We start from the raw sequence: 23031 nt of genomic DNA on the forward strand, positions 1-23031 counted from the left end.
GACGAACGCGGGCCATGGGCGACGGGGGTCATCGGCGCACTCCCGACGAACGCGGGCCATGGGCGACGGGGGTCATCGGCGAACTCCTGGCGGACACGGGCCGTACGCGACGGCGGTCATCGGGCATCGTTGACGGGGGCGAGAGGACAAGGACGGGGAGGGGACAGGGACGGGGAGGGGAGGGGAGGGGTGCGGCCGGAGTCCTCGCCGAACCCAGACGGGCACGGGCCGCAGGCAACGGCACCCGTCCGGCGCACCCCACGCCGACATGGGCAACGCACGCGCCGGCCCCCGCCGCACCCCCGCCCCACGCGACCCCACGCGGACGCGACCACCCCGCACCGCCTCGACCCCGCAGGTCACCCCGTGTCCTCCTCGCGGACGCGGCCCGTCGTGCGGCGGATCTCCAGGGCGCTGAGCAGGAGTTGGGCGGCCAGGCAGGCGCCGACGCCCTCGCCGGCCCGCAGGCGCAGTTCGAGCAGTGGTTCCAGGCCCAGTTCGGTGAGGACGACGCCGTGCGCGCGTTCGCGGCTGCGCTGGCCGGCGACGAGGGCGCTTTGCGCGGCCGGTTCCAGGCGTACGGCCAGCAGCGCGGCGACGGAGGTGGCCAGGCCGTCGAGGACGACGGGGACCCGGCCGGCGGCGGCGCCGAGGACGACCCCGGTCAGCAGGGCGATGTCGGGGCCGCCGAGGGCGGCGAGCGCGGTGACCGGGTCGGCCAGGTCGGGGCCGTGGGCGGCGCGGGCCCGGCGCAGGGCGCGGTCGACGACGTCCGCCTTGTGCCGCATCATGCCGGTGTCGGCGGCGGCGCCCAGGCCGACGGCGTCGGCGGCCGGCAGGTCGAGCAGCGCGCAGCACAGGGCGGCGGCGACCGTGGTGTTGCCGATGCCGACCTCACCCAGGCAGACCAGGCCGTGGGCGGCGGCGGCCCGGCCGATCGGGATGCCGCGGGCGATCAGGTCCTGGGCGTCGACGGGGCTCAGCGCGTCGCCGTCCACCAGGTCGCCCTGCGGGCCGGTGGGCCGGGCGTCGTGGGTGACCAGGCGCAGGCCCGCGCGGCGGGCGGCGGCGGCGCCGAGCGAGTCGCCGGCCCGGGTGGCGGCCAGGACGTCGTCGGTGACGGAGTCGGGGTAGGCGGACACCTGGTGGCGGGTGACGGGGTGCCGGCCGACGGACACCACCAGGGTGCCGGTCCGCGGCGGTTCGGCGCTGAGCGCGAGCACCCGGTTGACGGCGGCGTCGAGCCGGCCCAGCGATCCGGGTACGGCGAGCAGGTCGTCACCGGTGTCGCGGGCGGCGACGACGGCGTGCTGGTCGGGGCCGGCCAGGTGGGAGACCGGCGGTGGCGGCGCGGCGGTGGCGGGCCAGCGTTCGGCGACGACGACGTCGTCCAGGGGCAGCCGCTGGGACCAGCCCTGCCGTTCCAGGCCGGGGGCGGGGGGCCGTTCGTCGGGCCGGCCCAGGCAGAGCCAGCCGAGGGTCTCGACGCCGTCGGGCAGGCCGAGCAGGTCGGCGAGGTCCTCGGGGCGGAACAGGGTCACCCAGCCGACGCCGAGGCCGACGGCGCGGGCGGCCAGCCAGATGTTCTGCACGGCGCAGGCGCAGCTCCACAGGTCGGTGTCGGGGAAGGTGGCCCGGCCCAGGACGCCGGTGGCCGGGGCCCGGCGGTCGCAGGCCACGACGATGCCCACCGGTGCCTCGCGGATGCCGTCGAGCTGGAGGTCGAGCATGCGGGCGCGGCGGTCCGGCGGGAGCAGGTCGGCCTGGCGCAGCCGTTCGCGGTCGGCGAGCAGGGCGGCGCGGTCGCGGGTGGCCTGCTCGGTGACGGTGACGAACCGCCAGGGCTGGGAGTGGCCGACGGACGGTGCCCGGTGGCCGGCGGCCAGCACCTGGCGCAGTTGCCCGGGGTCGATCGGGTCGGGGCGGTAGCGGCGTACGTCGCGCCGGGCGCCGATGACCTCGTGCAGCGCGGCGACGGTGGCGTCGGGGAACGCCCAGCCGTCGGAGGCGGCGGCGCGGGCCGCGGCGGAGGTGGGGTCGCCGATGGTGGGCACCGGGCGGGGCCAGGTCATCGGGGCTCCGGGCGCAGGGCGGCAACGGCCCCGATGACGGTGATGGCCGGCGGCTGGATGGCGGCGGCCTCGGCGTCGGCGGCGATGCTGTCGAGGGTGCCGCGCAGCTGGCGCTGGTCGTGGTGGCCGGCGTCGGCGACGACGGCGGCGGGGGTGTCGCCGGGCAGGCCGGACGCGCGCAGTTTCGCGGTGATGGCGCCGAGGGTGGCGACGCCCATGAGGACGACGAGGGTGGTGCCGCCGCGGGCGAGGGCGCTCCAGTCGACGGTGCTGCCGGGGTGGTCGGGGGGCAGGTGGCCGGAGACGACGGTGAAGCCCTGGGTGGAGCCGCGGTGGGTGACGGGGATTCCGGCGACGGCCGGGCCGGCGATGGCGCTGCTGACGCCGGGGCAGACGTCGACGGCGATGCCGGCGGCGGCGCAGGCCTCGATCTCCTCGTAGCCGCGGCCGAAGACGAAGGGGTCGCCGCCCTTGAGCCGTACGACGCGCCGGCCGGCGCCGGCGTGTTCGACGAGCAGCCGGTTGATGGTCTCCTGCGGTGTGGCCGGCCCGCGCGGGTGCTTGGCGGCGTCGATCACGGTGACGTGCGGCGGGAGGTGGTCCAGCAGGCCGCGCGGGGCGAGGTGGTCGGTGACCACGACGTCGGCGCGCTGGAGGGCGATGAGGCCGTCGACGGTGATGCGCCCGTTCTGGCCGGGGCCGCCGCCGACCAGGGTGACGGTGCCGGCCGGCCGGACGTGCCGGGTGTCGTCGAGGGCGTCGAGCAGCAGGGCGGTGGTGTCGTCGTCGCGGACGCTGATCCGGATCCAGCCGGGGCCGAGGCCGGGGAAGGTGTCGGCGCGGCGCACGGCGACGCCCCGGCCGCGCAGTTCGGCGTGCAGGCCGGGCCGGGCGGGGTGGCGGGTGAGCAGGAACGGGCCGACGGAGTCGGTGACCAGCTCGAAGCCGCGGTCGGTCAGCTGGGCGCGCAGTTTCTCGCGGGCCGCGGTCAGTTCGCGGGCGTGGTCGGCGGCCTGGGCGACGGCGTCCGGGGCGCAGCAGGCGACGGCGGCGGACAGGGCCGGCGCGGAGACCGACCAGCGCGGCTGGACCCGGGCGCAGGCGGCGACGGCCCCGGGGTCGCCGAGGAGGTAGCCGATGCGCAGTCCGGCCAGTCCCCAGGTCTTGGTGAGGGAACGGACCACGAGGACGCCGGTGAGGTCGGCGGCGCCGGCCAGGCTCTCGGGTTCGCCGGGCACGGCGTCCATGAACGCCTCGTCGACGAGCAGGACGCGGCCGGGCCGGCGCAGGGCGGTGAGCACCTCGCGGGGGTGCAGCGTGCCGGTGGGGTTGGTGGGGTTGCCGACGACGACCAGGGTGCAGGCGTCCGGTACGAGGTCGGCGTTCAGCGGCTGACCCGGTTCGAGGGGGATCCGGGTGATCGGCCAGCCGGCGGCGCGCAGGGCGGCCTCCGGTTCGGTGAACTGCGGGTGGACGACGGCGGCGTGACCGCGCGGCAGGCCGTGGGCGACGAGGGTGAACGCCTCCGCCGCCCCGGCGGTGACCAGCACCTCGCCGTCGGCGCGGCCGTGCCGGGCGGCGACGGCCGCGGTGGCGGCGCGCGGGTCGGGGTAGCTGTCGAGGCGGGCGCAGGCGGACAGCACGGCCGCGGTGAGCCACTGCGGCGGCGGCCCGGGGCGGACGTTGACGGCGAGGTCGAGCAGGCCGGGCCCGGTCTCGGCGTCGCCGTGGTGCAGCAGGTCGACGGCCGACGTCATCGACGCCCCAGGGAGCTGTCGGGGGTGGTGGCCTGCGGGGCGGCCGGTGCGTGGTCGTGGTGGTGGTCGTCGTGACCGTGGTGGTCGCCGTGGTCCCCGTGGTCGTGGTGGTGGTCGCCGTGGTCGTGGGCGCCGTCGGCGGGGTGGGAGTGCGGGCGCTGCGGCTGGCCGACGCGGTGGCCGAAGCCGGGCAGCGCCACCCGGTAGACGCAGGTGTCGCAGTTCATCCGGATGTCGCCGGCGATGGCTTCGGCGTAGCGCTCCTCGACGAGGTCGGCCAGTTCCTCGCAGTCGCCGATGACGTCGGCGACGGTGACGGCCAGTTCGGGGTGGTCGGCGGCGTACGCCCGGGTCTGTTCCACGACGCGGTCGGGCAGGATGCCGGAGAACAGGAAGTAGGGGGCGACGACGATGCGGCGGGCGCCGAGCCGGCGCAGCCGTTCCAGGCCGGCCGGTACGGCGGGGTCGGCGAGGCTGATGAACGCGGTCTCGACCCCGGCCCAGCCGCGGCCCTCCCACAGCAGGCGCGCGACCTTGGTGATCTCGGCGTTGGCGTCCGGGTCGGTGGAGCCGCGGCCGACGAGCAGGACGTGCACGTCGTCGCGGGGCGTTCCGTCGTCGGTGGCGTCGACGCGCGCGGCCACCAGGTCGAGCAGCACCGGGTGCGGGCCGAGCGGGCGGCCGTAGCGGTAGGTCATGCCGGGGTGGCGCACGGTCTCGCGCAGCAGGGCCGCCGGGATGTCGCCCTTGCCGTGGCCGGCCGCGACCAGCACCAGGGGCACGGCCACCATGTCGAGGTGTCCGGTGGTGGCCAGCGCGCCGGCGGCGTCGGTGACCGGCGGGTCGGACAGTTCGATGAACCCGCCCTCGACGGCCGGGAACGCGGTGGGCGTCCGGCGCTTGAGGCGGTCGATGAACGCGGTGAACTCGGCCACTCCGGCCGTGCTGCGGGTGCCGTGGCCGACGACCAGCAGGGCCTGGGGGTCTGTCATCGTGACTCCTCCGTGTACAACAGGGCGTTGAGCGCGGCGGCGGCCACGGCCGACCCGCCTTTCTCGCTGACGTTGCTGACCGCGGGCAGACCGGACTCGCGCAGGGCGGCCTTGGACTCCGCGGCGCCGACGAAGCCGACGGGCAGTCCGACGACCAGGGCCGGGCGCGCGTCGATCCGCAGCAGTTCGACCAGGGCGGTCGGGGCGCAGCCGATGACCCACACGGCGCCGGGGCCGGTCTCGGCGTGGGCGAGCCGGACGGCGGCGGCCGACCGGGTGATGCCCTGTTCGCGAGCGAGCGGGGCGGCCCGCGGGTCGGTGACGCGGCACAGGACCGGGCCGGTGAGGTCGCGCCGGGTGACGCCGGCGGCGACCATCTCCACGTCGGTGACGACCGGGCAGCCGGCCCGCAGCGCGGCGTGCGCGGCCCGCAGCGCGGCCTCGTCGCAGCGCAGGTCGGTGACGTAGTCGAGGTCGGCGCTGGCGTGCACGACGCGTTCGGTGACCGCCCGGGTCAGCGGCGGCAGCGCGGACAGGTCGGCGCGCGAGTGCAGGATCCGGTACGACTCGGCTTCGATGGGGTGGACGGCGCGGGGGCTCATGACGGCATCTCCTCGCGGTGGCGCGGCGGTGGTCCGGCGGTGATCAGGCGGATGGCGTCGACGGGGCAGATCTCCACGCATTCGCCGCAGCCGGTGCAGCGGTCGAGGACGATCAGCCGCCGGCCGGATTGCGGGCCGGGGCGGATGGCCCGTTCGGGGCAGGTCAGCAGGCAGGCGCCGCAGCCCTGGCAGGCGCCGATGTCGGCCCGGGTCGCGGTGGTCACGGCATCCACCGGTAGCCGCGCGGGGTGACCATCCGGCCGCCGACGATCCGGCTGGTGCTGGAGCCGACGACGACCAGGCAGTACATGTCGACGCGGGAGGTGTCGGCGTCGGCCAGGGTGGTCAGCCAGGACTGCTGGTCGGGGCGGGTGGCGTTGCGCACCACGCCGATCGGGGTGTGCGGCGGGCGGTGCTCGGCGAGCAGTTCCAGGGCGCGGTCGAGCTGCCAGTCGCGTTTGGCGCTGCGCGGGTTGTACACGACGAGCACCAGGTCGGCCTCGGCGACGGCGCGCAGCCGTCGTTCGATGGCGGGCCAGGGGGTGTGCAGGTCGGACAGGCTCAGGTAGCAGTGGTCGTGGCCGAGCGGGGCGCCGAGCACGGACGCGGCGGCGAGCGCGGCGGTGACGCCGGGCACCCCGACGACGTCGATGCCGGCGTCGGCGGCCTCCAGGGCGGGTGAGGCCATCGCGTAGACCCCGGCGTCCCCGGAGCCGATGAGTGCCACGGCGTGGCCGTCGCGGGCGCGGGCGACGGCGGTGTGGGCGCGTTCCTCCTCCTGGCCGAGGCCGGAGGACAGGATGCGGGTGCCGGGACGCAGCAGGTGGCGGATCTGGTCGACGTACTGGTCGAGGCCGACGACGACGGAGGCGCGGCGCAGTTCGTCGCGGGCGGCGGGGGTGAGGGTCTGCGGGGAGCCGGGGCCGAGCCCGACGACGGCGAGCCGGCCGCGCGGGGCGTGCCGGGCGATGGCCACGGTGGACATCGCGGCGGCGCGTTTGGGCACCAGCAGGGTGCCGGGGGTCCGCCCGGTGCCCAGGACGGCGGCGGCCTCGGCGACGCTGGGGGTGCCGACGGCCTGGCGGACGACCTCGCTGGGGTTGGGCACGGTGACGCCGGCCAGCCGGTCGGCGGGGTGGGTGACCAGGGGCAGGCCGAGGCGGCGGGCGAGTTCGACGAGGCCGGGTTCGTCGGCCTTGACGTCGGCGGTGGCGAGGGCGGCGAGGGATTCGATCGCCAGGCCCGCGTCGCGCAGGGTGTCGCGCAGCAGGGTCTCGGCCTCGTCGGCGGGGACGCCGCGGCTGGCCCCCATGCCGGCGACCAGGGACGGCGGGCGCAGCACCACGGTCGCGTCGGCGTCGGTACGGTCGCTGATGGCGAGGTCCGGGCGGACGTCGGCGGTGCCGGCCTCCTCGGCGCCGGCCGTGACGGTGGTGACGGCGGGGCCGAGACTGGGCAGCGGCCAGGTGGCGTCGGTGGCGAGGGTGACCGGCTCGCCGTCGAGCATCCGGCGGGTCAGGCCCGCGATGTCGCCGTGCGCCGGCCAGCCGAGTTCGTCGAGCCCGGGCAGGCCGGCGGCGTCGGTGGCGGTGGTCAGGACCGGCTGGGCGCCGGTCAGGGCGGCTATCTCGCCGGCCAGCCGGTTGGCGCCGGCCGCGTGTCCGCCCAGCAGCGGTACGACGAACCGGTGGGTCTCGTCGATCACCAGCACCGCCGGGTCGGTGGCCTTGTCGCCGGCCGCGATCAGCGGGGCGAGGACCCGGACGACGGCGCCGGCCGCCATGACGGCGACCACCGCGTCGCAGCGGCCGAACGCGTCGCGCAGGGCCTGGGCGCCGCTGTCGGCCTGGATCGCCTCGACGCGTTCCGGCCAGGCCAGCCGGAGTTGTTCGGCGGTGCGGCGGCCGGCGGCGGTCACCGCGATGACGCCGATGCGGGTGGGTGTGGTCATCGCTGTTCTCCCGTCAGGACGAGTACCGGATTGGTCGCCGCGAGGCGGGTGGATCCGCCGGGCAGGTCGGCGAGGCGGGCGGCCGACAGCTGGACGCCTTCGACGTGGTAGCCGCGTTCGGTCAGCAGGCGCCGCGCGGTGACGGCGTGGTCGAGGGCGGCGAAGGCGGCCACGACGGTGGGCACCGCGCGGTCGGCGACGGCCGCCACCACGCCGGGACCGCCGCCGCCGACGAACGCGGCGTCGGCGTCGGGCAGTTGGGCCACGGCTTCGGCGGCGTCGGCGTGTTCGACGCGGACGCGGGCGCCGTGCCGTTCGGCGTTGGCGGTGATGGTGGCGCAGGCGTCGGCGTCGCGTTCGACGCACACCACGGCGGCGCCGAGCCGGTTGCACTCCACGCCGACCGAGCCGCTGCCGGCGCCGAGGTCGAGCACCAGGCGGCCGAGCCGGGGCCGCAGCCGGGCCAAGGCCCAGGCGCGTACCTCGGCCTTGGTGATCATCGAGTCGCGGTGCGCGTAGGCGGTCTCGGGCAGCGCCCAGCCGTCCGCCGGCGGTGCGGCCGGCTGGTTGTCGCGGCGGGCGGCGCCGGCCGGCCGGCCGTCGAGGCAGACGACGGTGGTCAGCGCGGCGAAGTCGGCCGGGTCGCGGGTGGCCAGTTCCCGTGACGGCAGGCGGGTGACGCGTTCGCCGGGCAGGCCGAGGCGTTCGGCGACCACCATCTGCCGCGGCCAGCCGACGAGTTGGCGGGCGAGTTCGACCGGTCCGGCGCCGGGCCCGGTCAGCACCGCGACGGTGCCGAACGCGCGGCAGGCGTTGACGGCGGGGCCCGGGTCGCGGCCGTGGGCGGAGACGACGACCGCGTCGTCCCACGGCAGGGCCAGCCGGGCGAAGGCGGCGGCCACCGAGGAGACGGCCGGGATGACGTGCGGGTCGTGCCCGGCGGCGCGCAGGGCACGCACGATGCCGAACAGTCCCGGGTCCCCGCTGGCGACGACCACCGCCTGCGGTGCGTCGGCCAGCCGGGCCAACGCCGGTGCCAGCGGGCCGAGTTCGACGCGTTCAACGTCGTCGGGGGCCGCGGCGAGCGCGAGGTTGGCCGGGGAGCCGACGAGCAGGCCGGCGGTGTCGACGGCCGCGCGGGCGGCGTCGCCGAGCCGGGCGTCGCCGCTGACGCCCACCACGGTCGGGTTCACGCCGCCCACCGCCGGCTGGAGGCGATGAGGTCGTGGCCGGTGAAGTCGACGAGGGAGACGTCCACGCGCAGCCGGTGGTCGGTGAAGCGGGCCAGGACGTCGGCGACGCGGCCGCACAGCAGTTCACCGGCGGTGGCGAGCAGGCCCTCGCGCTGCCAGATCTCGTAGGCGTGCCGTGCGCTGTTGGCGCCGGCGACCTCCTCGACGGCGGCGGCCAGCAGCCCGGCTTCGCGGCTGAGGCCGGCCAGCAGGTCGGTGTCGATGCGCGAGCGGGTGTAGTGGGTCATCAGGACGCCGGCGGCGAGTTTGGTGAGCTTGCCGGCCATGCCGACGAAGACCACGCCGGTCAGGCCCTTGTCGACCGCGACGCGCAGCGCGGCGCCGGTGAAGTCGCCGACCTCGACGAAGGCGACCTCGGGCAGGTCGGGCCGCAGGGCGCGGGCGGCGTGCTCGGTGCGGGCGCCGGTGCACAGCACCAGGGTGGTCCCGCCCTGGGCGGCCAGCACGCTGACGGCCTGCATGACGCTGGCCCGCCAGGAGGCGGTGGAGAACGGCCGCACGACGCCGGTGGTGCCCAGGATGCTGATGCCCCCCAGGATGCCGAGCCGGGCGTTGGTGGTCTTGCGGGCCATCTTCTCGCCCTGCGGGACGCTGATGACGGCGGTGACGCCGCGTTCCAGCAGGTCGATGACCTCGCCGACGGAGTACTCGATCATCCGGCGCGGGGTGTCGTTGATGGCCGGGCCGCCGAGGGCCAGGCCCAGGCCGGGCTTGGTGACGGTGCCGACGCCGGTGCCGCCCTCCAGTTCCAGCCCGGCGCTGTCGCGCCAGCGCAGGGTGGCGGTCAGGTGGGCGCCGTGGGTGACGTCCGGGTCGTCGCCGGCGTCCTTGACGACGACGGCCTCGGCGCGGCGGCCGGGTTCGACGTCGCAGCGCTCCACGGGGAAGCCGACGCGGCGCCCGGAGGGCAGGGCGATCTCGACGTCGGTCTGCACCGCGCCGGTCAGCAGCGCGGTGGCCGCCGCCTTGGCCGCGGCGGCGGCGCAGGTGCCGGTGGTCCAGCCGGTGCGCAGCGCCTGGGGCCGGACCTTCGCGGTGCGCGGCAGGTCCGGTTCGCGCAGGGGTGGTTCCTCGGCGCTCACCGCTCCCCCTTCAGCTGGCGGCGGGCGGCCGGGTCGGCCCGGCGGTGGCCGTGGAAGTGGCCGGGGTGGTACAGGTGCGAGCGGGTGTCGTGCTCGCCGAGCCCGGCGCCGACCAGGAACAAGGTGTGCTTCCACAGTTTGTGGCGGCGGGTCGTCTCGGTCAGCGTCTCCACGGTGCAGCGCACGACGAGTTCGTCCGGCCAGCTGACCCGGTAGCCGACGACGACCGGCGTGTTCGGCGGGTAGCCGCCGGCCAGCAGCTCGTCCTGCAGGACCCGGGAGCGGGCGGCCGACAGGAAGACCGCCATGGTGGAGCCGTGCGCGGCGAACGCGCGGATCGACTCGCGTTCCGGCATCGGCGTCTTGCCGCCCTCCAGCCGGGTCAGGACGACCGACTGGTTGACCTCGGGGACGGTCAGCTCCAGTTGCTCGGTGGCGGCCAGCGCGGTGAACGCCGAGACGCCCGGCACCACCTCGACGGCCAGGCCGAGTTTGCGGCACTGGGTGATCTGCTCGCCGATCGCACCCCACAGCGCCGGGTCGCCGGAGTGCACCCGCGCGACGGTCAGCCCGTCGCGGGCGGCCCGCTCGTACAGCGGCAGGACGCCCTCCATGGGCAGTTGCGCGGAGTCGACGATCTCGGCGTCGGGGCGGGCGTGCTCCAGCACGTCGGGGTGCACGAGGCTGGCGGCCCACACCACGATGTCGGCGCGGGCGATGGCGCGGGCGCCGCGCAGGGTGATCAGGTCGGCGGCACCGGGGCCCGCTCCCACGAAGACGACGGTTGCGGGCGTCACAGTTTGCTCCCTCGGCCGGTGCGCGCCGCGGGGGCGAGCACGGTGGTCAGGTAGGGCAGTTCGCCCTCGACGGCGTCGGCGGCGGCGAGGGCCTGGTCGGGCCGGCCGAGCCGGCTGCCGACCACGGCGGCGGTCAGCCGGCCGCGGGCGGCGAGCGCGGCGCGCAGCGCGGGCCAGCGCCGGCCGCCCTTGTAGGCGACGACCGACGCGCCGGCCAGCGGTCCGTCACCCAGCACCGTCTCCAGCAGCGCGGTGTCGGCGTTGGCCGGCAGCAGGATCAGCGGTTCGCGGCCCTCGCACAGCACGGTGCCGCTGGCGGCGGCCAGTTCCTGCATGGCGGTGATGCCCGGCACCGTGGTGACGGTCACGTCGGGGCGGGTGCCGCGGACGGTTTCGGCGAGGTAGCCGAAGGTGGAGTAGACGTTGGGGTCGCCGATGGTGGCGAACGCGATCCGCCGGGCGCCACCGGCGAAGGCGTCGGTGACCAGGGCGGCGGCCCGGTCCCAGGCGTTGCTGCGGCGGCCGGTCACCCCGTGGCGTTCGGTGAGGGCGAACGGCGCCCGCAGCAGCGGGGCGTCGGGCAGGTGGGCGCGCACGATGCGTTCGGCGTGGCCCTCCTCGTCGGCGTCGTCGCGCACCGGGACCACGACGAGGTCGGCGTCGCGCAGGACGGCCAGGCCGCGCAGCGTGAGCAGCTGCGGGTCCCCCGGTCCCACGCCGACGCCGGTCAGCACGGCGGTCTCGTCAGCCACGGCAGGCCTCCACGAAGCGGCGGGCGGCGCCGGGGCGGCCGGCCCAGTGGGTGTGCAGGTAGGCGGCGTGCAGCCGGGGGGTGGCCCAGCCGTGCCGGCTGCCGCCGGCGGTGCCGGTGTAGCGCCAGGCCTCGGTGCCGCCGTGCGGCGGGTCGGTGACGGTGCGGTGGAACTCGTGCCCGGTCACCCGCTCCCCCGGTTTGGCGGCCGGTGACTCGGCGACGGCGACGGCCTCGCGGTACCCCAGGGTCAGCCGCGGCCCCATGGCGGCGTGCGCGTCGAGCACCCCGGCCATGGGCAGGCCGTCCAGGCTGCGGCACAGGTACAGCAGGCCGCCGCACTCGGCGGTGACCGGTCCGTCGAAGGCGGCGATCTCGGCGCGCAGCGCGGCGTTGGCCGACAGCTGCTCGGCGTGCTCCTCGGGGAAGCCGCCGCCGAGGACCAGGCCGGCCGTGCCGTCGGGCAGCGCGGTGTCGCGCAGCGGGTCGAGGGTGACCACGTCGGCCCCGGCGGCGGTGAGCAGTTCGGTGGTCTCCGCGTAGCCGAAGCTGAACGCGGCGCCGCCCGCGACGGCGATCCGCACCCCGCCGCCGACCGCCTCGACCTCGCGGTCCGGGTCCCAGGCGGCCACCGGCAGGTCCGGCGCGGTGCGGGCCAGGTCGAGGACGGCGGCCAGGTCGACGCCATCGGCCACCAGGTCGGCCAGCGCCGCCACGACCGCCTCGGCCTCGGCGTGCCGTTCGGCGGCCGGGACGAGGCCCAGGTGCCGCGAGGGGGTCACGATGCCCTCGGTGCGCGGCAGGACGCCGAGGACGGGCACGCCGACCTCTTCCATCGCGTCGCGCAGCAGGCTCTCGTGCCGGGGGCTGCCGACCCGGTTGAGCACCACGCCGCCGACCCGTACGGCGGGGTCGAAGCCGCGCAGGCCGTGCACGACGGCGGCGGCGGTGCGGCCCTGGGCGGCGGTGTCGAGCACCAGCAGGACGGGTGCGGCGATCAGCCGGGCGACGTGGGCGGTGGAGGCGAAGTCGCCGCGCCCGACCATGCCGTCGTGCAGTCCCATGACGCCTTCGACCACGGCGACGTCGGCCGGCTCGGGGACGGTGGCGCCGTGCAGCAGCAGCGGCGCCACCCGGTCCTCGCCGACCAGCCACGGGTCGAGGTTGCGGCCGGGGCGGCCGGTGGCCAGCGCGTGGTAGCCGGGGTCGATGTAGTCCGGGCCGACCTTGTGGCCGCTGACGCGCAGCCCGGTGCGGCGCAGCGCGGCCATCAGGCCGGTGGCCAGCATCGTCTTGCCGGCGCCGCTGGTCGCGGCGGCGACCACCAGGCGGGCGGGACTCACCATTCGATCCCCCGCTGGCCCTTCTGGCCGGTGTCCATCGGGTGCTTGACCTTCGTCATCTCGGTGACCAGGTCGGCGGCGCCGACCAGTTCCGCGGGGGCGTTGCGGCCGGTGATGACCACGTGCTGGAAGCCGGGGCGGTCGCGCAGGGTGGCGACCACCTCGGCGGTGTCGACCCAGCCCCAGGCCATCGGGTAGGTGAACTCGTCGAGGACGTACAGGCCGTGGCGTTCGGCGGCCAGGTCGCGCTGGACCTGCCGCCAGCCCTCCAGCGCGTCGGCGGCGTGGTCGGCCTGGGTGCCGGGGCGCTGGATCCACGACCAGCCCTCGCCCATCTTGTGCCAGGTGACGGGGGCGCCCTGGCCGGTCTCGCGGTGCGTCCGGTCCAGCGCGGCGAACGCGGTCTCCTCACCGACGCGCCACTTCGCGGACTTGACGAACTGGAAGACGCCGATGGGCACGCCGGCCGTCCAGCAGCGCAGCGCCAGGCCGAAGGCGGCGGTCGACTTGCCCTTCATCGTGCCGGTGTGCACGACGGTCAGCGGCCGGTTGCGGCGCTGGCGGGTGGTGAGCCCGTCGTCGGGCACCGTGGCGGGCTTGCCCTGCGGCATCAGGCCGCCTCCCCTTCGGTGGTGAACTCGCCCAGCGGCAGGTAGTCGGCGCCCAGGTCGGCGGCCAGGCGGCGGGCCAGGCCGAGCCGGACCGGGCCGCGTTCGCAGTCGACGACGACCAGGTCGTGGCCGCGCAGTGCGGCGCCGGCCCGCACCGCGGTGGAGTTGTCGGCGCGGCCGTCGGTCATCAGCAGCACCAGGGGCCGGCGCAGCGGGTCGCGCAGCCGTTCGCCGTCGATGACGCGCCCGGCGGTGACCAGGCCGGCGGCCAGCGGGGTGCGGCCGCCGGTGGGGATGGCGGCCAGCCGGCGGGCGGCGAAGTCGACCGAACTCGTCGGCGGCAGCACCACCTCGGCGCCGGCGTCGCGGAAGGTGATCAGGCCGACCTTGTCGCGGCGCTGGTAGGCGTCGAGCAGCAGGCCCAGGACCGCGCCCTTGACCTCGCTCATCCGGGAGCGGGCGCCCATCGAGCCGCTGGCGTCGACGACGAACAGCACCAGGTTGCCCTCGCGGCCGCGCCGTTCGGCGCGCCGCACGTCCTGGACGCGGAACCTGACCGGGCCGCTGCCGCGTCCCCGGGCGGCCTGGTGCGGGGCGGCGGCGGCCAGGGTGGCGGGCAGGTGCGGCGGTCCGGCGGGCGCGCCGGCCGGCAGCACGCCGGTGGTGCGTCCGGCGCCGGTGCGCGCCTGCGCGCGGCGGCCGGGGGTGGCGGCGGCGCGGCCGGAGCCGGTCAGCCGGCGGACCCGGCCGGCCGCCCCGACGGGTGCGGACCGCTGCGCCGCCGGGCCGTCGGACGCGGTCGGCGGTGTCGGGCCGCCGGTGCCGGACGGCCGGGCGTCGGAGGCTTCGGCCCCGGCCGGTTCGGGGTCGGCGGGGGCGCTGTCGGGCGTCGCGCCGTCGCGGGTGCCGGCGTCGGACGGGCCGGCGTCGGGGGTGGTGGTCTCGGGCCGGCCGGTGTCGCCGCCGGCGCCGTCGTCGCCCTGGCCGTCGCCCGGGCCGTCGTCGGGGCCGGCGGGGGGCGGGCCGCCGGCCGGGCCGGGGTCGGGCTCGGGGTCGTCGTCGGGGCGGTCGAGGACGTCGTCGAGCTGCTTCTCGTCCAGGCCCGGTTCGTCGAACGGGTTGCGGCGGCGCCGGTGCGGCAGGGCGAGCAGGGCGGCGGCCCGTACGTCGTCGGTGGTGACCTCGTCGCGGTCGTTCCAGGCGGCGTGGGCCAGCGCGGTGCGCGCCATGACGATGTCGGCGCGCATGCCGTCGACGTCGAAGGCGGCGCACACCTCGGCGATGCGCACCAGGGCGCCGTCGCCGAGCCGCACGTGCGGCAGGCGGTCGCGGGCGGCGGCGATCCGGGCGGCGAGGTCGTGCTGCTGCGGTGCCCAGCGGCGGGCGAAGGCGTCCGGGTCGGCGTCGGCGGCCAGCCGGCGGCGCACCACCTCCACCCGGATCTTCGGGTCGCGGCTGGCCGCCACGTCGACGGCGAGGCCGAAGCGGTCCAGGAGTTGAGGGCGCAGTTCGCCCTCCTCGGGGTTCATCGAGCCGATGAGCAGGAACCGCGCCGGGTGCGAGACGGAGACCCCGTCGCGCTCCACGTGGTTGCGGCCCATCGCGGCGGCGTCGAGCAGCACGTCGACCAGATGGTCGGCGAGGAGGTTGACCTCGTCGACGTAGAGCACGCCGCGGTGCGCGGCGGCCAGCAGGCCGGGCTGGAAGGCGGTCACGCCCTCGCCCAGCGCGCGTTCCAGGTCCAGCGAGCCGATGACCCGGTCCTCGGACGCGCCGACCGGCAGCTCCACCAGCCGCGGCCGGTGTTCGAGCCCGTCGCCGGCCGGGTGCGGCCCGTCGGGGCAGGCCGGCTCGGGGGCTTGGGGGTCGCAGCCGAACCGGCAGCCGGCCGCGGACCGCAGGGTCGGCAGCAGCTCGGCCAGACCGCGCACGGCGGTGGACTTCGCGGTGCCCTTCTCCCCCCGCACCAGCACGCCGCCTATCTGCGGCGACACGGCGTTGAGGATCAGCGCGGTCCGCATGGGATCCGCGCCGAGCACGGCGGTGAACGGGAACGTCATGCCCGGCCCTCCAAGTCGTCCTCACCCTCCAGGTAGGCCGCCCGCAGACGGTCGAGGGTGTCGGGTTCCGGCTCCGCCCACAGACCGCGGTCGGCCGCCTCCAGCAGGCGTTCGGTGATGCCGCGCAGCGCCCAGGGGTTGGCCTCGCGCAGGAAGTCGCGCACCGGTTCGTCGAAGACGTAGGCGGAGGCGAGCTTTTCGTACATCCAGTCCTGCACGACGCCGGCGGTGGCGTCGTAGCCGAACAGGTAGTCGACGGTGGCGGCGAGTTCGAAGGCGCCCTTGTACCCGTGGCGCCGCATCGCGTTGATCCACTTGGGGTTGACCACCCGGGAGCGGAAGACGCGCTGGGTCTCCTCGGCGAGGGTGCGGGTGCGCACCGCGGACGGGACGGCGGAGTCGCCGACGTAGGCGGCCGGCGAACGCCCGGTCAGGTGCCGGACCATGGCCACCATGCCGCCGTGGTACTGGAAGTAGTCGTCGGAGTCGACGATGTCGTGCTCGCGGGTGTCGGCGTTCTTCGCGGCCACCGCGATGCGCGCGAAGCTGCGTTCCATGTCGGCGCGGGCCGCGGTGCCGGCCACCCCGCGACCGTAGGCGTAGCCGCCCCAGACGGCGAAGACCTCGGCGAGGTCGGCGTCGGTGTGCCAGTTGCGGGCGTCGATCAGCGGCAGCAGGCCGGCTCCGTAGGCGCCCGGCTTGGAGCCGAAGACCCGCAGGGTGGCGCGGCGGCGGTCGCCGTGCTCGGCGAGGTCGGCCTCGACGTGCCGCCGCAGGTGGTTGCGGTCCGCCGGCTCCTGCAGCGCGGCGACCGCGGTGACGGCGTCGTCGATCAGGTCGATGACGTGGCTGAAGGCGTCGCGGAAGAAGCCGGAGATGCGGACGGTCACGTCGATGCGGGGCCGGCCCAGTTCGTCGAGCGGGACGATCTCGAAGCCGGTGACCCGGCGGGAGCGGTCGTCCCACACCGGGCGGCAGCCGAGCAGGGCCAGCACCTCGGCGATGTCGTCGCCCTGGGTGCGCATCGCGGAGGTGCCCCACACGGTCAGGCCCACCGACGCGGGGTACTCGCCGGTGTCGGCCAGGTGGCGGGCGATCAGCGAGTCGGCGAGCGCGACGCCGACCGACCAGGCGTTGCGCGACGGGATGGCCTTGGGGTCGACGGAGTAGAAGTTGCGGCCGGTCGGCAGGACGGAGACCACGCCGCGGGTCGGCGAGCCGGAGGGGCCCGGCGGGACGAACCGGCCGCGCAACGCGCCCACGGTACGGGTGAGTTCGTCGGTGGTGGCGGCCAGCCGGGGCACCACCTCGGCGGCGGCGAACCGCAGCACCGCGGTGACGTCGGGGGCCGGGCGGGCCAGGATCTCGGCGCTGACCTCGTCGGCCGCGCCGTCCGCCCAGTCGCGCTCGTCCATGGCGGTCACCAGCCGGCGGGCGAGCTGTTCGAGCAGGTCGACGACGTCGGAGGCGGTGGTGGACGGCCCCTCGGCCAGCGACGTCAGCCCCGGGCAGGGCGGCGCCGGCTCGCCCGGTGCCGCCAGCAGGGCCGTCTCGTCGGCGCCGAACAGCGCGGCCAGCGCGGTGCGCAGGCCCGGGACGGCGACCGCGCCGCCGAAGATCTGCTGGGCGCGCAGGATGGACAGCACCAGGTTGACGCGTGCCTCGCCGGCCGGGGCGTCACCGAGGATGTGCAGGCCGTCGCGGATCTGCACGTCCTTGATCTCGCACAGGTAGCCGTCCAGGTGCAGCACGAAGTCGTCGAAGGAGTCCTCGTCGGGCATGCCGTCGGCGTGCAGGTCGTGGTGGAGCTGGGCGGCCTCCACCAGCTCCCAGATCTGGGCGCGCACGGTCGGCAGCTTGTCGGGGTCCAGTACGGCCACCGTGGCGTACTCGTCGAGCAGTTGCTCCAGTTTCGCCAGCTCGCCGTAGGTGTCGGCGCGGGCCATCGGCGGGATGAGGTGGTCGACGACGACGGCGTGCGCGCGGCGCTTGGCCTGGGTGCCCTCGCCCGGGTCGTTGACGATGAAGGGGTAGACCAGCGGCAGGTCGCCGAGTACCGCGTCGGGCGCGCAGGACGCGGAGTTGCCCAGGCCCTTGCCCGGCAGCCACTCCAGCGTGCCGTGCTTGCCCAGGTGGACGACCGCGTCGGCGCCGAAGTGCCCGGCCAGCCAGCGGTAGGCGGCCAGGTAGTGGTGGCTGGGCGGCAGGTCGGGGTCGTGGTAGATGGCGATCGGGTTCTCCCCGAACCCGCGCGGCGGCTGGATCATCAGGGCCACGTTGCCCAGCAGCAGGCCGGCCAGCACGATGTCGTCGCCGTCGACGTACAAGGTGCCCGGCGGCTCGCCCCAGTGTTCGCGCATCCGCTCGCGCAGGTCGGCGGGCAGCGCGTCGAACTCGCGCCGGTAGTCCGCCAGCGACAACCGGGCCGGTGCGGAGGCGAGTTGGGCGTCGGTGAGCCATTCGGTGTCGTGCCCGCCGGCCGCGATCAGCCGGTGGATGAGCGCGGTGCCGTCGTCGGGGGCGGGGCCGCCGATGTCGACGCCGGCCGCGGCCAGCGCGGCGAGCAGCCGTACGGCGGAGGCGGGGGTGTCCAGGCCGACGGCGTTGCCGACCCGGGCGTGCTTGGTGGGGTACGACGACAGCACGATGCCCAGCCGCACGTCCTGCGGTTCGACGTGCCGCAGCCGGGCGTGCGCGTACGCGGTGGCCGCCAGCCGGGCGGTGCGTTCGGGGTCGGTGACGTAGACCGGCAGGCCGTCGTCGCCCAACTGCTTGAAGGAGAACGGTACGGCGATGATCCGGCCGTCGAACTCGGGGATGGCGACCTGCATGGCGGCGTCCATCGGCGAGATGCTGTCGGCCGCGGCCCACTCGTCGCGGCCGGTGGTCAGGCAGATGCCCTGGAGGATGGGGACGTCGAGGTCGGCGAGCGCGCCGATGCTCCACGCCTCCTCCGCGCCGCCGGCCGAGGCGTCGGCGGGGACCGTTCCGCCGGCCGCCAGCACCGTGACGACGAGCGCGTCGCAGCCGGCGAGCAGTCGCAGCAGCGGCGCCTGGAGGGTGTCGAGCCCGCGCAGCGATCCGCAGAAGACCGGCACGGGCTGGCCGCCGGCGTTCTCCACGGCGGCGGCGAGGTCGTCGACGAAGGCGGTGTTGCCGGACAGTTCGTGCGCCCGGTAGTACACGATGCCCACCCGCGGGCGGCCGTTCGGCGCCGGCGGGGTTCCGCCGCCGCGCACCCCGGTGGTCGGCATCGGCACGGCCGCCTCGAAGCCGTGTCCGGTGCGGGTGACGGTGTCGGACAGGAAGGCGGCCAGCTGGGCGAGGTTGCCGGGGCCGCCCTCGGCCAGGTAGCCCAGCGCGGTGCCGGCGACACCGGCCGGCACGGTGGACAGCGCCATGAGTTCGGCGTCCGGCGCGGACTCCCCGCCCAGGACGACGGTGGGCACCCCGGAGGCGCGGACCGCGCGCAGCCCTTCGGGCCAGGTCGCCTCGCCGCCGAGCAGCCGTACGACGGCGACCTCGGCGCCGTCCAGCAGGGCCGGCAGTTCGGCGGGGTCGAGCCGCGCGGGGTTGGCGCACCGGAACGGCACCGGCCCGGTGGCCGCGCGGGCGGCGAGCAGGTCGGTGTCGGAGGTGGACAGCAGCAGGATCATGCGGTGGCCTCTCGCGTCAGCAGGGTGCGCACGGTCGGCAGCCCGGCAGGCGGCCCCGCGGTGATCAGCCGGTCGAGCGCGCCGGTGTCGAGGTGGTCGGCGACGGCGTCGGCCAGCAGGTCCAGCTGCCGGTCGCGCAGCGCGGCGACGTCGGTGCCGGGCGCCGGGGTGAAGCGGCGTCCGGCGGCGTCCGCGACCTCGCGCAGGAAGGCGCGGCGGAACGCGTCGGTGTCGAGGCAGCCGTGCCAGGGGGTGCCCCACACGCTGCCGCGCCGCCAGCCGCCGAGGAACTCCTCGCAGGCGCCGGTGGGTTCGGCGACGCCGTGGTGGATGGCGTAGGCGGTGTCGACCGTGATGCCGCCGGCGTGGCCGGTGGGGCGGCCCAGGGTCTTGGCGGCGTCGAACCGCACCCGGGTCGGCAGCAGGGCCAGGCCCGGCACGGTACCGGTGCGCGACTCGACGTCGTCGGTGATGGTCTCGGCCAGCATCTGGTAGCCGCCGCAGACGCCGAGCACCGGGCGGCCGCGGCGGGCGCGTTCGGTGACCGCGTCGGCCAGGCCGGTGGCGCGCAGCCACTCCAGGTCGCTGACGGTGGCGCGGCTGCCGGGCAGTACGGCCAGGTCGGCGGCGGCGACCTCGGCCGGTGAGGTGGTCCATTGCACGACGACGCCGGGCTCGCAGCCGAGGGCGTCCAGGTCGGTGGCGTTGGAGGTGCGCGGCAGCCGTACGGCGGCGACGTGCAGGGGTTCCTCGCCGACCGGCGGGCCGCCGCTGAGGGTGCGCACCAGGGACAGCGAGTCCTCGCCGTCGATGACGAGGCCGGGCAGCCACGGCAGCGCGCCGAGCACCTGACGTCCCGTCAGGTCGTGCAGCATCCGCAGGCCGGGGGCGACCAGCCGCTCGTCGCCGCGGAACTTGTTGACGACGAAGGCGGCGACCAGCGACTGGTCGCGCTCGTCGAGCAGGGCCAGGGTGCCGAACAGCGCGGCGAACACCCCGCCGCGGTCGATGTCGCCGACCACCAGGGTCGCCAGGTCGCGCTGGTCGGCGAGCCACATGTTCGCCACGTCGGTCTCGCGCAGGTTGATCTCTGCCGGGCTGCCGGCGCCCTCGCAGATCACCACGTCGTGCGCGGCGCGCAGCCGGTCGTAGCTGTCGAGGACGGCCTGGCGCAGCGTGGTCTTCAGCTCCCGGTAGTCCAGGGCGCTGACCTCGCCGAGCGGTTTGCCGTGCAGCACCACGTGGGTGTGCCGGTCGCCGCCCGGCTTGAGCAGCACCGGGTTCATGTCGGCGCTGGCCCGGGCGCCGCAGGCGTGGGCCTGCAACTGCTGGGCGCGGCCGATCTCGGCGCCGTCGTGGGTGACCGCCGAGTTGTTCGACATGTTCTGCGCCTTGAACGGCACCACGTCGACGCCGCGCCGGTGCAGCCACCGGCAGATGCCGGCCGTCAGCATGCTCTTGCCCGCGTCGGAGGAGGCTCCGGCGACCAGCAGCGACCCCTTCACCGCCACGCTCCCGCGACCAGGGCCAGCGCGGCGAGCGCGCCGAACTGGACGGCGCGGCTGAGCCGCACGGCCTGCCGTACCGTTTCGCCACCGGGGTCCGCGCCGGCGCCCAGCCAGGGGCGTTCCTCCACCCGGCCGGCGTAGACGGTCCGGCCGCCCAGCCGGACGCCGAGGACCCCGGCGGCGGCGGACTCGCAGACCCCGGAGTTGGGGCTGGGGTGGCGGTGGGCGCCGGTGCGCCAGGCGGCCAGTCCGGCGCGGGCGTCGCCGCCGAGCAGCGGTGCGGCCAGCAGGGTCAGGGCGCCGGTGAGCCGGGCGGGCAGCAGGTTGGCCGCGTCGTCGAGCCAGGCGGCGGCGGTGCCGAACCGGGCGTAGCGCGCGGAGCGGTGGCCGACCATGGCGTCCAGGGTGTTGACGGCGCGGTAGCCGAGCAGGCCGGGCAGGCCGGCGACCGCGCCCCAGAACAGCGGTGCCACCACGGCGTCGCAGGTGTTCTCCGCGACGGACTCCACGGTGGCCCGGGCGATGCCGGCGGCGTCCAGGTCGTGCGGGTCGCGTCCGCACAGGCTGGGCAGCAGTCGCCGGGCGGCGGCCAGGTCGCCGGCCTCGACGGTGGCGCCGATGTCGGCGGCGACCCGCCGCAGGCTGTGGCCGCCGAGCACCGTCCAGGTGGCGGCGGCGACCAGCGCGACGTGCCGTACCGGCCGGCCGGAGGTCATCTCCTCCAGCCGGCCGGCGGCGGCGACCAGCGGCAGCAGCGCGGCGGCGGCGTACAGGGCGCCGCGGGCGTGGTCGTCGCGGTGCAGTCGCCGGTCGAGCGCGGCGGCGTACCGGCCGTAGGCGGCGACCGGGTGGGCATGGCGGGGATCGCCGAGCAGGCCGTCCAGGGCGACACCCAGGACCAGTCCCAGCGCGGTGGCGGACCGGCGCACCTCAGCCGCTCAGCCGTCGAGTGCGCGAACTACCGTCGCGTGCGGGTGGACAGGCGAGTGCGATCATCGTCAGCCTCCGTCGGGTATCCACGCCCTGGATGGGACCGACGGCCGAAGTATCCTGGCTCCCCGGATCGCAGCTCGCCCCACCTTCCAGCCCTGGCGGGCCGTGGTGCTGAGGTTTGCTCCCCGGTGACAGTGGCGGGACCGCGCCGGATTCTCACCGGACTTCCTTCACTGCCGTCGTGGAACAGAGTGTCACAGGGTGCTCAGCAGTTCAATGCCGCCCCACCTGCCGCGACGCGCGGTCCCAGCGGCGTTCGACACCGGCGATCCGCCAGTAGGCCAGCGCGCACGCCCACACCGCGACGAACAGGCCGACGACGAGGAAGCCGATGTTGTTGAGGTCGACGCCGGCGATCCAGCCGGTCACCGGGTCGCTGAGGCCGAGTTGGTCGTGGAGTATGCCGACCAGTTCGACGGTGCCGATGAGGAAGGCGACGGCGATCGACAATCCGGTGATGGTCAGGTTGTAGTACACCTTGCGGACCGGGTTGGAGAACGCCCAGTGGTAGGCGAAGTTCATGAACGTGCCGTCGAGGGTGTCGAACAGGCTCATGCCCGCCGCGAAGAGCAACGGCAGGCACACGATGGCGTACCAGGGCAGTCCGGCGGCGGCCCCGGAGCCGGCCATGACCATGAGGGTGACCTCGGTGGCGGTGTCGAAGCCGATGCCGAACAGCAGGCCCACCGGGTACATCTGGCCGGGGCGCGAGACCGACCGGATCAGGCGTCCCAGGATCCGGCTCATCAGGCCGCGCCGGTCCAGGTGCTGTTGCAGCCGGCTCTCGTCGAACAGTCCGGCGCGCATGTCCCGGAAGACCCGCCAGATGCCCACCAGCGAGACCAGGTTGAGCACGGCGATCAGGTAAAGGAAGCCGCCCGAGGCCAGCGTGCTGACCAGGCCCAGGCTCTGCCGGGTGCTGGAGTTGTCGTTGGTGAGGTTGCCGGCCAGCCGCACGCCGGCCGCGATGCCGACCGCCAGCAGCACGATGACGGTGGAGTGGCCGAGGGCGAACCAGAAACCCACCGAGATGGGCCGCTTGCCGTCGGCCATCAGCTTGCGGGTGGTGTTGTCGATGGCGGCGATGTGGTCGGCGTCGAAGGCGTGCCGCATGCCCAGGGTGTAGGCGGTCACGCCGAGCCCGAGGCCGAACGCCTGGGTGCCGACCCGGTAGTGGTGCGGGACGACCACGGCGGCCAGGATGCCGAAGGCGACGATGTGCAGGGCGGCGATCACCGCCAGCAGGCCGCCGGTGCGCAACCAGTCGGCGCGTTCCCAGCGTAGGACCGGGGTGGCGGGGATCGACGCGGGCGGCTCGGACGCCATCGGCGTCCGGCCGGAGTTTTCGGGCAGGGTCATGGCGGGGCAGCCTCTCCAGCACCTCGTGGATGGGTCTCGTGCGGTGCCGTGGCCGGTCTCCTGGCTTACGGGTGAAACGCCCCCGCACCTGGCCTTCCCAGGCGCGACGCGCCCAGTGGCCTCCCCACCCGTACGGGTGGGGGGCGGTGCGGGGACTTCCCGATCACAGTGGCGAGGGCCGCTCCGGATTTGAACCGGTCTTCCCGAACACCACGGCGCCCCCACGCTAGACGCCGACCCCCTC

Annotated in this window: 17 protein-coding genes and 2 riboswitches; all 17 genes read right to left on the bottom strand. The window is 76.1% G+C overall.

Features of this window, described 5'->3' with window-relative positions:
- Positions 1-359: 359 nt before the first annotated feature.
- The 17 genes from bluB to nicT all read right to left on the bottom strand — a co-directional run bounded on the left by bluB (position 360) and on the right by nicT (position 22787).
- The gene (bluB, locus tag POF43_RS28465; protein WP_271314446.1) at positions 360-2072 is read right to left on the bottom strand and encodes a 5,6-dimethylbenzimidazole synthase; all 1713 of its coding nucleotides are present in this window, start codon (positions 2070-2072) and stop codon (positions 360-362) included.
- Positions 2069-3829 carry an Rv2231c family histidinol phosphate aminotransferase CobC gene (cobC, locus tag POF43_RS35030; RefSeq protein ID WP_308217277.1) on the bottom strand — a complete coding sequence of 587 codons (1761 nt, stop codon included), beginning with the start codon at positions 3827-3829 and terminating at the stop codon, positions 2069-2071. Before cobC ends, bluB begins: the two co-directional genes overlap by 4 nt.
- A complete protein-coding gene (locus tag POF43_RS28480; RefSeq protein WP_271323323.1) occupies positions 3826-4821 on the bottom strand; it encodes a sirohydrochlorin chelatase in 996 nt (331 codons plus the stop codon). Before POF43_RS28480 ends, cobC begins: the two co-directional genes overlap by 4 nt.
- Positions 4818-5423 (bottom strand): precorrin-8X methylmutase, encoded by a 606-nt coding sequence (locus POF43_RS28485; RefSeq protein WP_271314444.1) that lies wholly within the window; start codon positions 5421-5423, stop codon positions 4818-4820. The genes POF43_RS28480 and POF43_RS28485 overlap by 4 nt, the downstream gene beginning before the upstream one ends.
- A complete protein-coding gene (locus tag POF43_RS28490) occupies positions 5420-5647 on the bottom strand; it encodes a 4Fe-4S binding protein (protein ID WP_271314443.1) in 228 nt (75 codons plus the stop codon). Before POF43_RS28490 ends, POF43_RS28485 begins: the two co-directional genes overlap by 4 nt.
- Positions 5644-7374: a precorrin-3B C(17)-methyltransferase gene (cobJ, locus tag POF43_RS28495; protein WP_271323324.1), complete on the bottom strand. Its 1731-nt coding sequence runs from the start codon at positions 7372-7374 to the stop codon at positions 5644-5646. Before cobJ ends, POF43_RS28490 begins: the two co-directional genes overlap by 4 nt.
- Complete coding sequence (gene cbiE, locus POF43_RS28500; RefSeq protein ID WP_271314441.1) at positions 7371-8567, bottom strand: precorrin-6y C5,15-methyltransferase (decarboxylating) subunit CbiE; 1197 nt, start codon at positions 8565-8567, stop codon at positions 7371-7373. The genes cobJ and cbiE overlap by 4 nt, the downstream gene beginning before the upstream one ends.
- Positions 8564-9709, bottom strand: coding sequence for a cobalt-precorrin-5B (C(1))-methyltransferase (locus tag POF43_RS28505; protein WP_271323325.1), 1146 nt, complete (start codon positions 9707-9709; stop codon positions 8564-8566). The genes cbiE and POF43_RS28505 overlap by 4 nt, the downstream gene beginning before the upstream one ends.
- Positions 9706-10506, bottom strand: a complete 801-nt coding sequence (gene cobM, locus POF43_RS28510; RefSeq protein WP_271323326.1) for a precorrin-4 C(11)-methyltransferase — start codon at positions 10504-10506, stop codon at positions 9706-9708. Before cobM ends, POF43_RS28505 begins: the two co-directional genes overlap by 4 nt.
- Positions 10503-11258 (bottom strand): precorrin-2 C(20)-methyltransferase, encoded by a 756-nt coding sequence (cobI, locus tag POF43_RS28515; protein WP_271314438.1) that lies wholly within the window; start codon positions 11256-11258, stop codon positions 10503-10505. The genes cobM and cobI overlap by 4 nt, the downstream gene beginning before the upstream one ends.
- Positions 11251-12603, bottom strand: coding sequence for a cobyrinic acid a,c-diamide synthase CobB (locus POF43_RS28520; RefSeq protein WP_271323327.1), 1353 nt, complete (start codon positions 12601-12603; stop codon positions 11251-11253). The genes cobI and POF43_RS28520 overlap by 8 nt, the downstream gene beginning before the upstream one ends.
- A complete protein-coding gene (cobO, locus tag POF43_RS28525) occupies positions 12597-13211 on the bottom strand; it encodes a cob(I)yrinic acid a,c-diamide adenosyltransferase (RefSeq protein WP_271323328.1) in 615 nt (204 codons plus the stop codon). Before cobO ends, POF43_RS28520 begins: the two co-directional genes overlap by 7 nt.
- Positions 13211-15271, bottom strand: coding sequence for a VWA domain-containing protein (locus POF43_RS28530; protein WP_282704829.1), 2061 nt, complete (start codon positions 15269-15271; stop codon positions 13211-13213). The genes cobO and POF43_RS28530 overlap by 1 nt, the downstream gene beginning before the upstream one ends.
- Positions 15268-18927 carry a cobaltochelatase subunit CobN gene (cobN, locus tag POF43_RS28535; protein WP_271322034.1) on the bottom strand — a complete coding sequence of 1220 codons (3660 nt, stop codon included), beginning with the start codon at positions 18925-18927 and terminating at the stop codon, positions 15268-15270. Before cobN ends, POF43_RS28530 begins: the two co-directional genes overlap by 4 nt.
- The gene (locus POF43_RS28540) at positions 18924-20432 is read right to left on the bottom strand and encodes a cobyric acid synthase (protein WP_271314259.1); all 1509 of its coding nucleotides are present in this window, start codon (positions 20430-20432) and stop codon (positions 18924-18926) included. The genes cobN and POF43_RS28540 overlap by 4 nt, the downstream gene beginning before the upstream one ends.
- The gene (locus POF43_RS28545) at positions 20429-21364 is read right to left on the bottom strand and encodes a cobalamin biosynthesis protein (protein WP_271322035.1); all 936 of its coding nucleotides are present in this window, start codon (positions 21362-21364) and stop codon (positions 20429-20431) included. Before POF43_RS28545 ends, POF43_RS28540 begins: the two co-directional genes overlap by 4 nt.
- 114 nt (positions 21365-21478) lie before the next feature.
- Positions 21479-21599: riboswitch (cobalamin riboswitch) on the bottom strand.
- Positions 21600-21641: 42 nt separating this feature from the next.
- The gene (gene nicT / locus POF43_RS28550; protein WP_271314257.1) at positions 21642-22787 is read right to left on the bottom strand and encodes a Nickel transporter NicT; all 1146 of its coding nucleotides are present in this window, start codon (positions 22785-22787) and stop codon (positions 21642-21644) included.
- 33 nt (positions 22788-22820) lie between these two features.
- Positions 22821-23017: riboswitch (cobalamin riboswitch) on the bottom strand.
- Positions 23018-23031: the final 14 nt, after the last annotated feature.

The sequence above is a fragment of the Streptantibioticus silvisoli genome, from assembly GCF_027947535.2.
GTDB lineage: Bacteria > Actinomycetota > Actinomycetes > Streptomycetales > Streptomycetaceae > Streptantibioticus_C > Streptantibioticus_C silvisoli.

What these genes read in the sequence shown, in the direction of transcription:
- bluB (WP_271314446.1), bottom strand. Translation starts at nt 2,072, where the DNA reads ATGACCTGGCCCCGCCCGGTGCCCACCATCGGCGACCCCACCTCCGCC.
- cobC (WP_308217277.1), bottom strand. Translation starts at nt 3,829, where the DNA reads ATGACGTCGGCCGTCGACCTGCTGCACCACGGCGACGCCGAGACCGGG.
- POF43_RS28480 (WP_271323323.1), bottom strand. Translation starts at nt 4,821, where the DNA reads ATGACAGACCCCCAGGCCCTGCTGGTCGTCGGCCACGGCACCCGCAGC.
- POF43_RS28485 (WP_271314444.1), bottom strand. Translation starts at nt 5,423, where the DNA reads ATGAGCCCCCGCGCCGTCCACCCCATCGAAGCCGAGTCGTACCGGATC.
- cobJ (WP_271323324.1), bottom strand. Translation starts at nt 7,374, where the DNA reads ATGACCACACCCACCCGCATCGGCGTCATCGCGGTGACCGCCGCCGGC.
- POF43_RS28520 (WP_271323327.1), bottom strand. Translation starts at nt 12,603, where the DNA reads ATGGTGAGTCCCGCCCGCCTGGTGGTCGCCGCCGCGACCAGCGGCGCC.
- cobO (WP_271323328.1), bottom strand. Translation starts at nt 13,211, where the DNA reads ATGCCGCAGGGCAAGCCCGCCACGGTGCCCGACGACGGGCTCACCACC.
- POF43_RS28530 (WP_282704829.1), bottom strand. Translation starts at nt 15,271, where the DNA reads ATGACGTTCCCGTTCACCGCCGTGCTCGGCGCGGATCCCATGCGGACC.
- cobN (WP_271322034.1), bottom strand. Translation starts at nt 18,927, where the DNA reads ATGATCCTGCTGCTGTCCACCTCCGACACCGACCTGCTCGCCGCCCGC.
- nicT (WP_271314257.1), bottom strand. Translation starts at nt 22,787, where the DNA reads ATGACCCTGCCCGAAAACTCCGGCCGGACGCCGATGGCGTCCGAGCCG.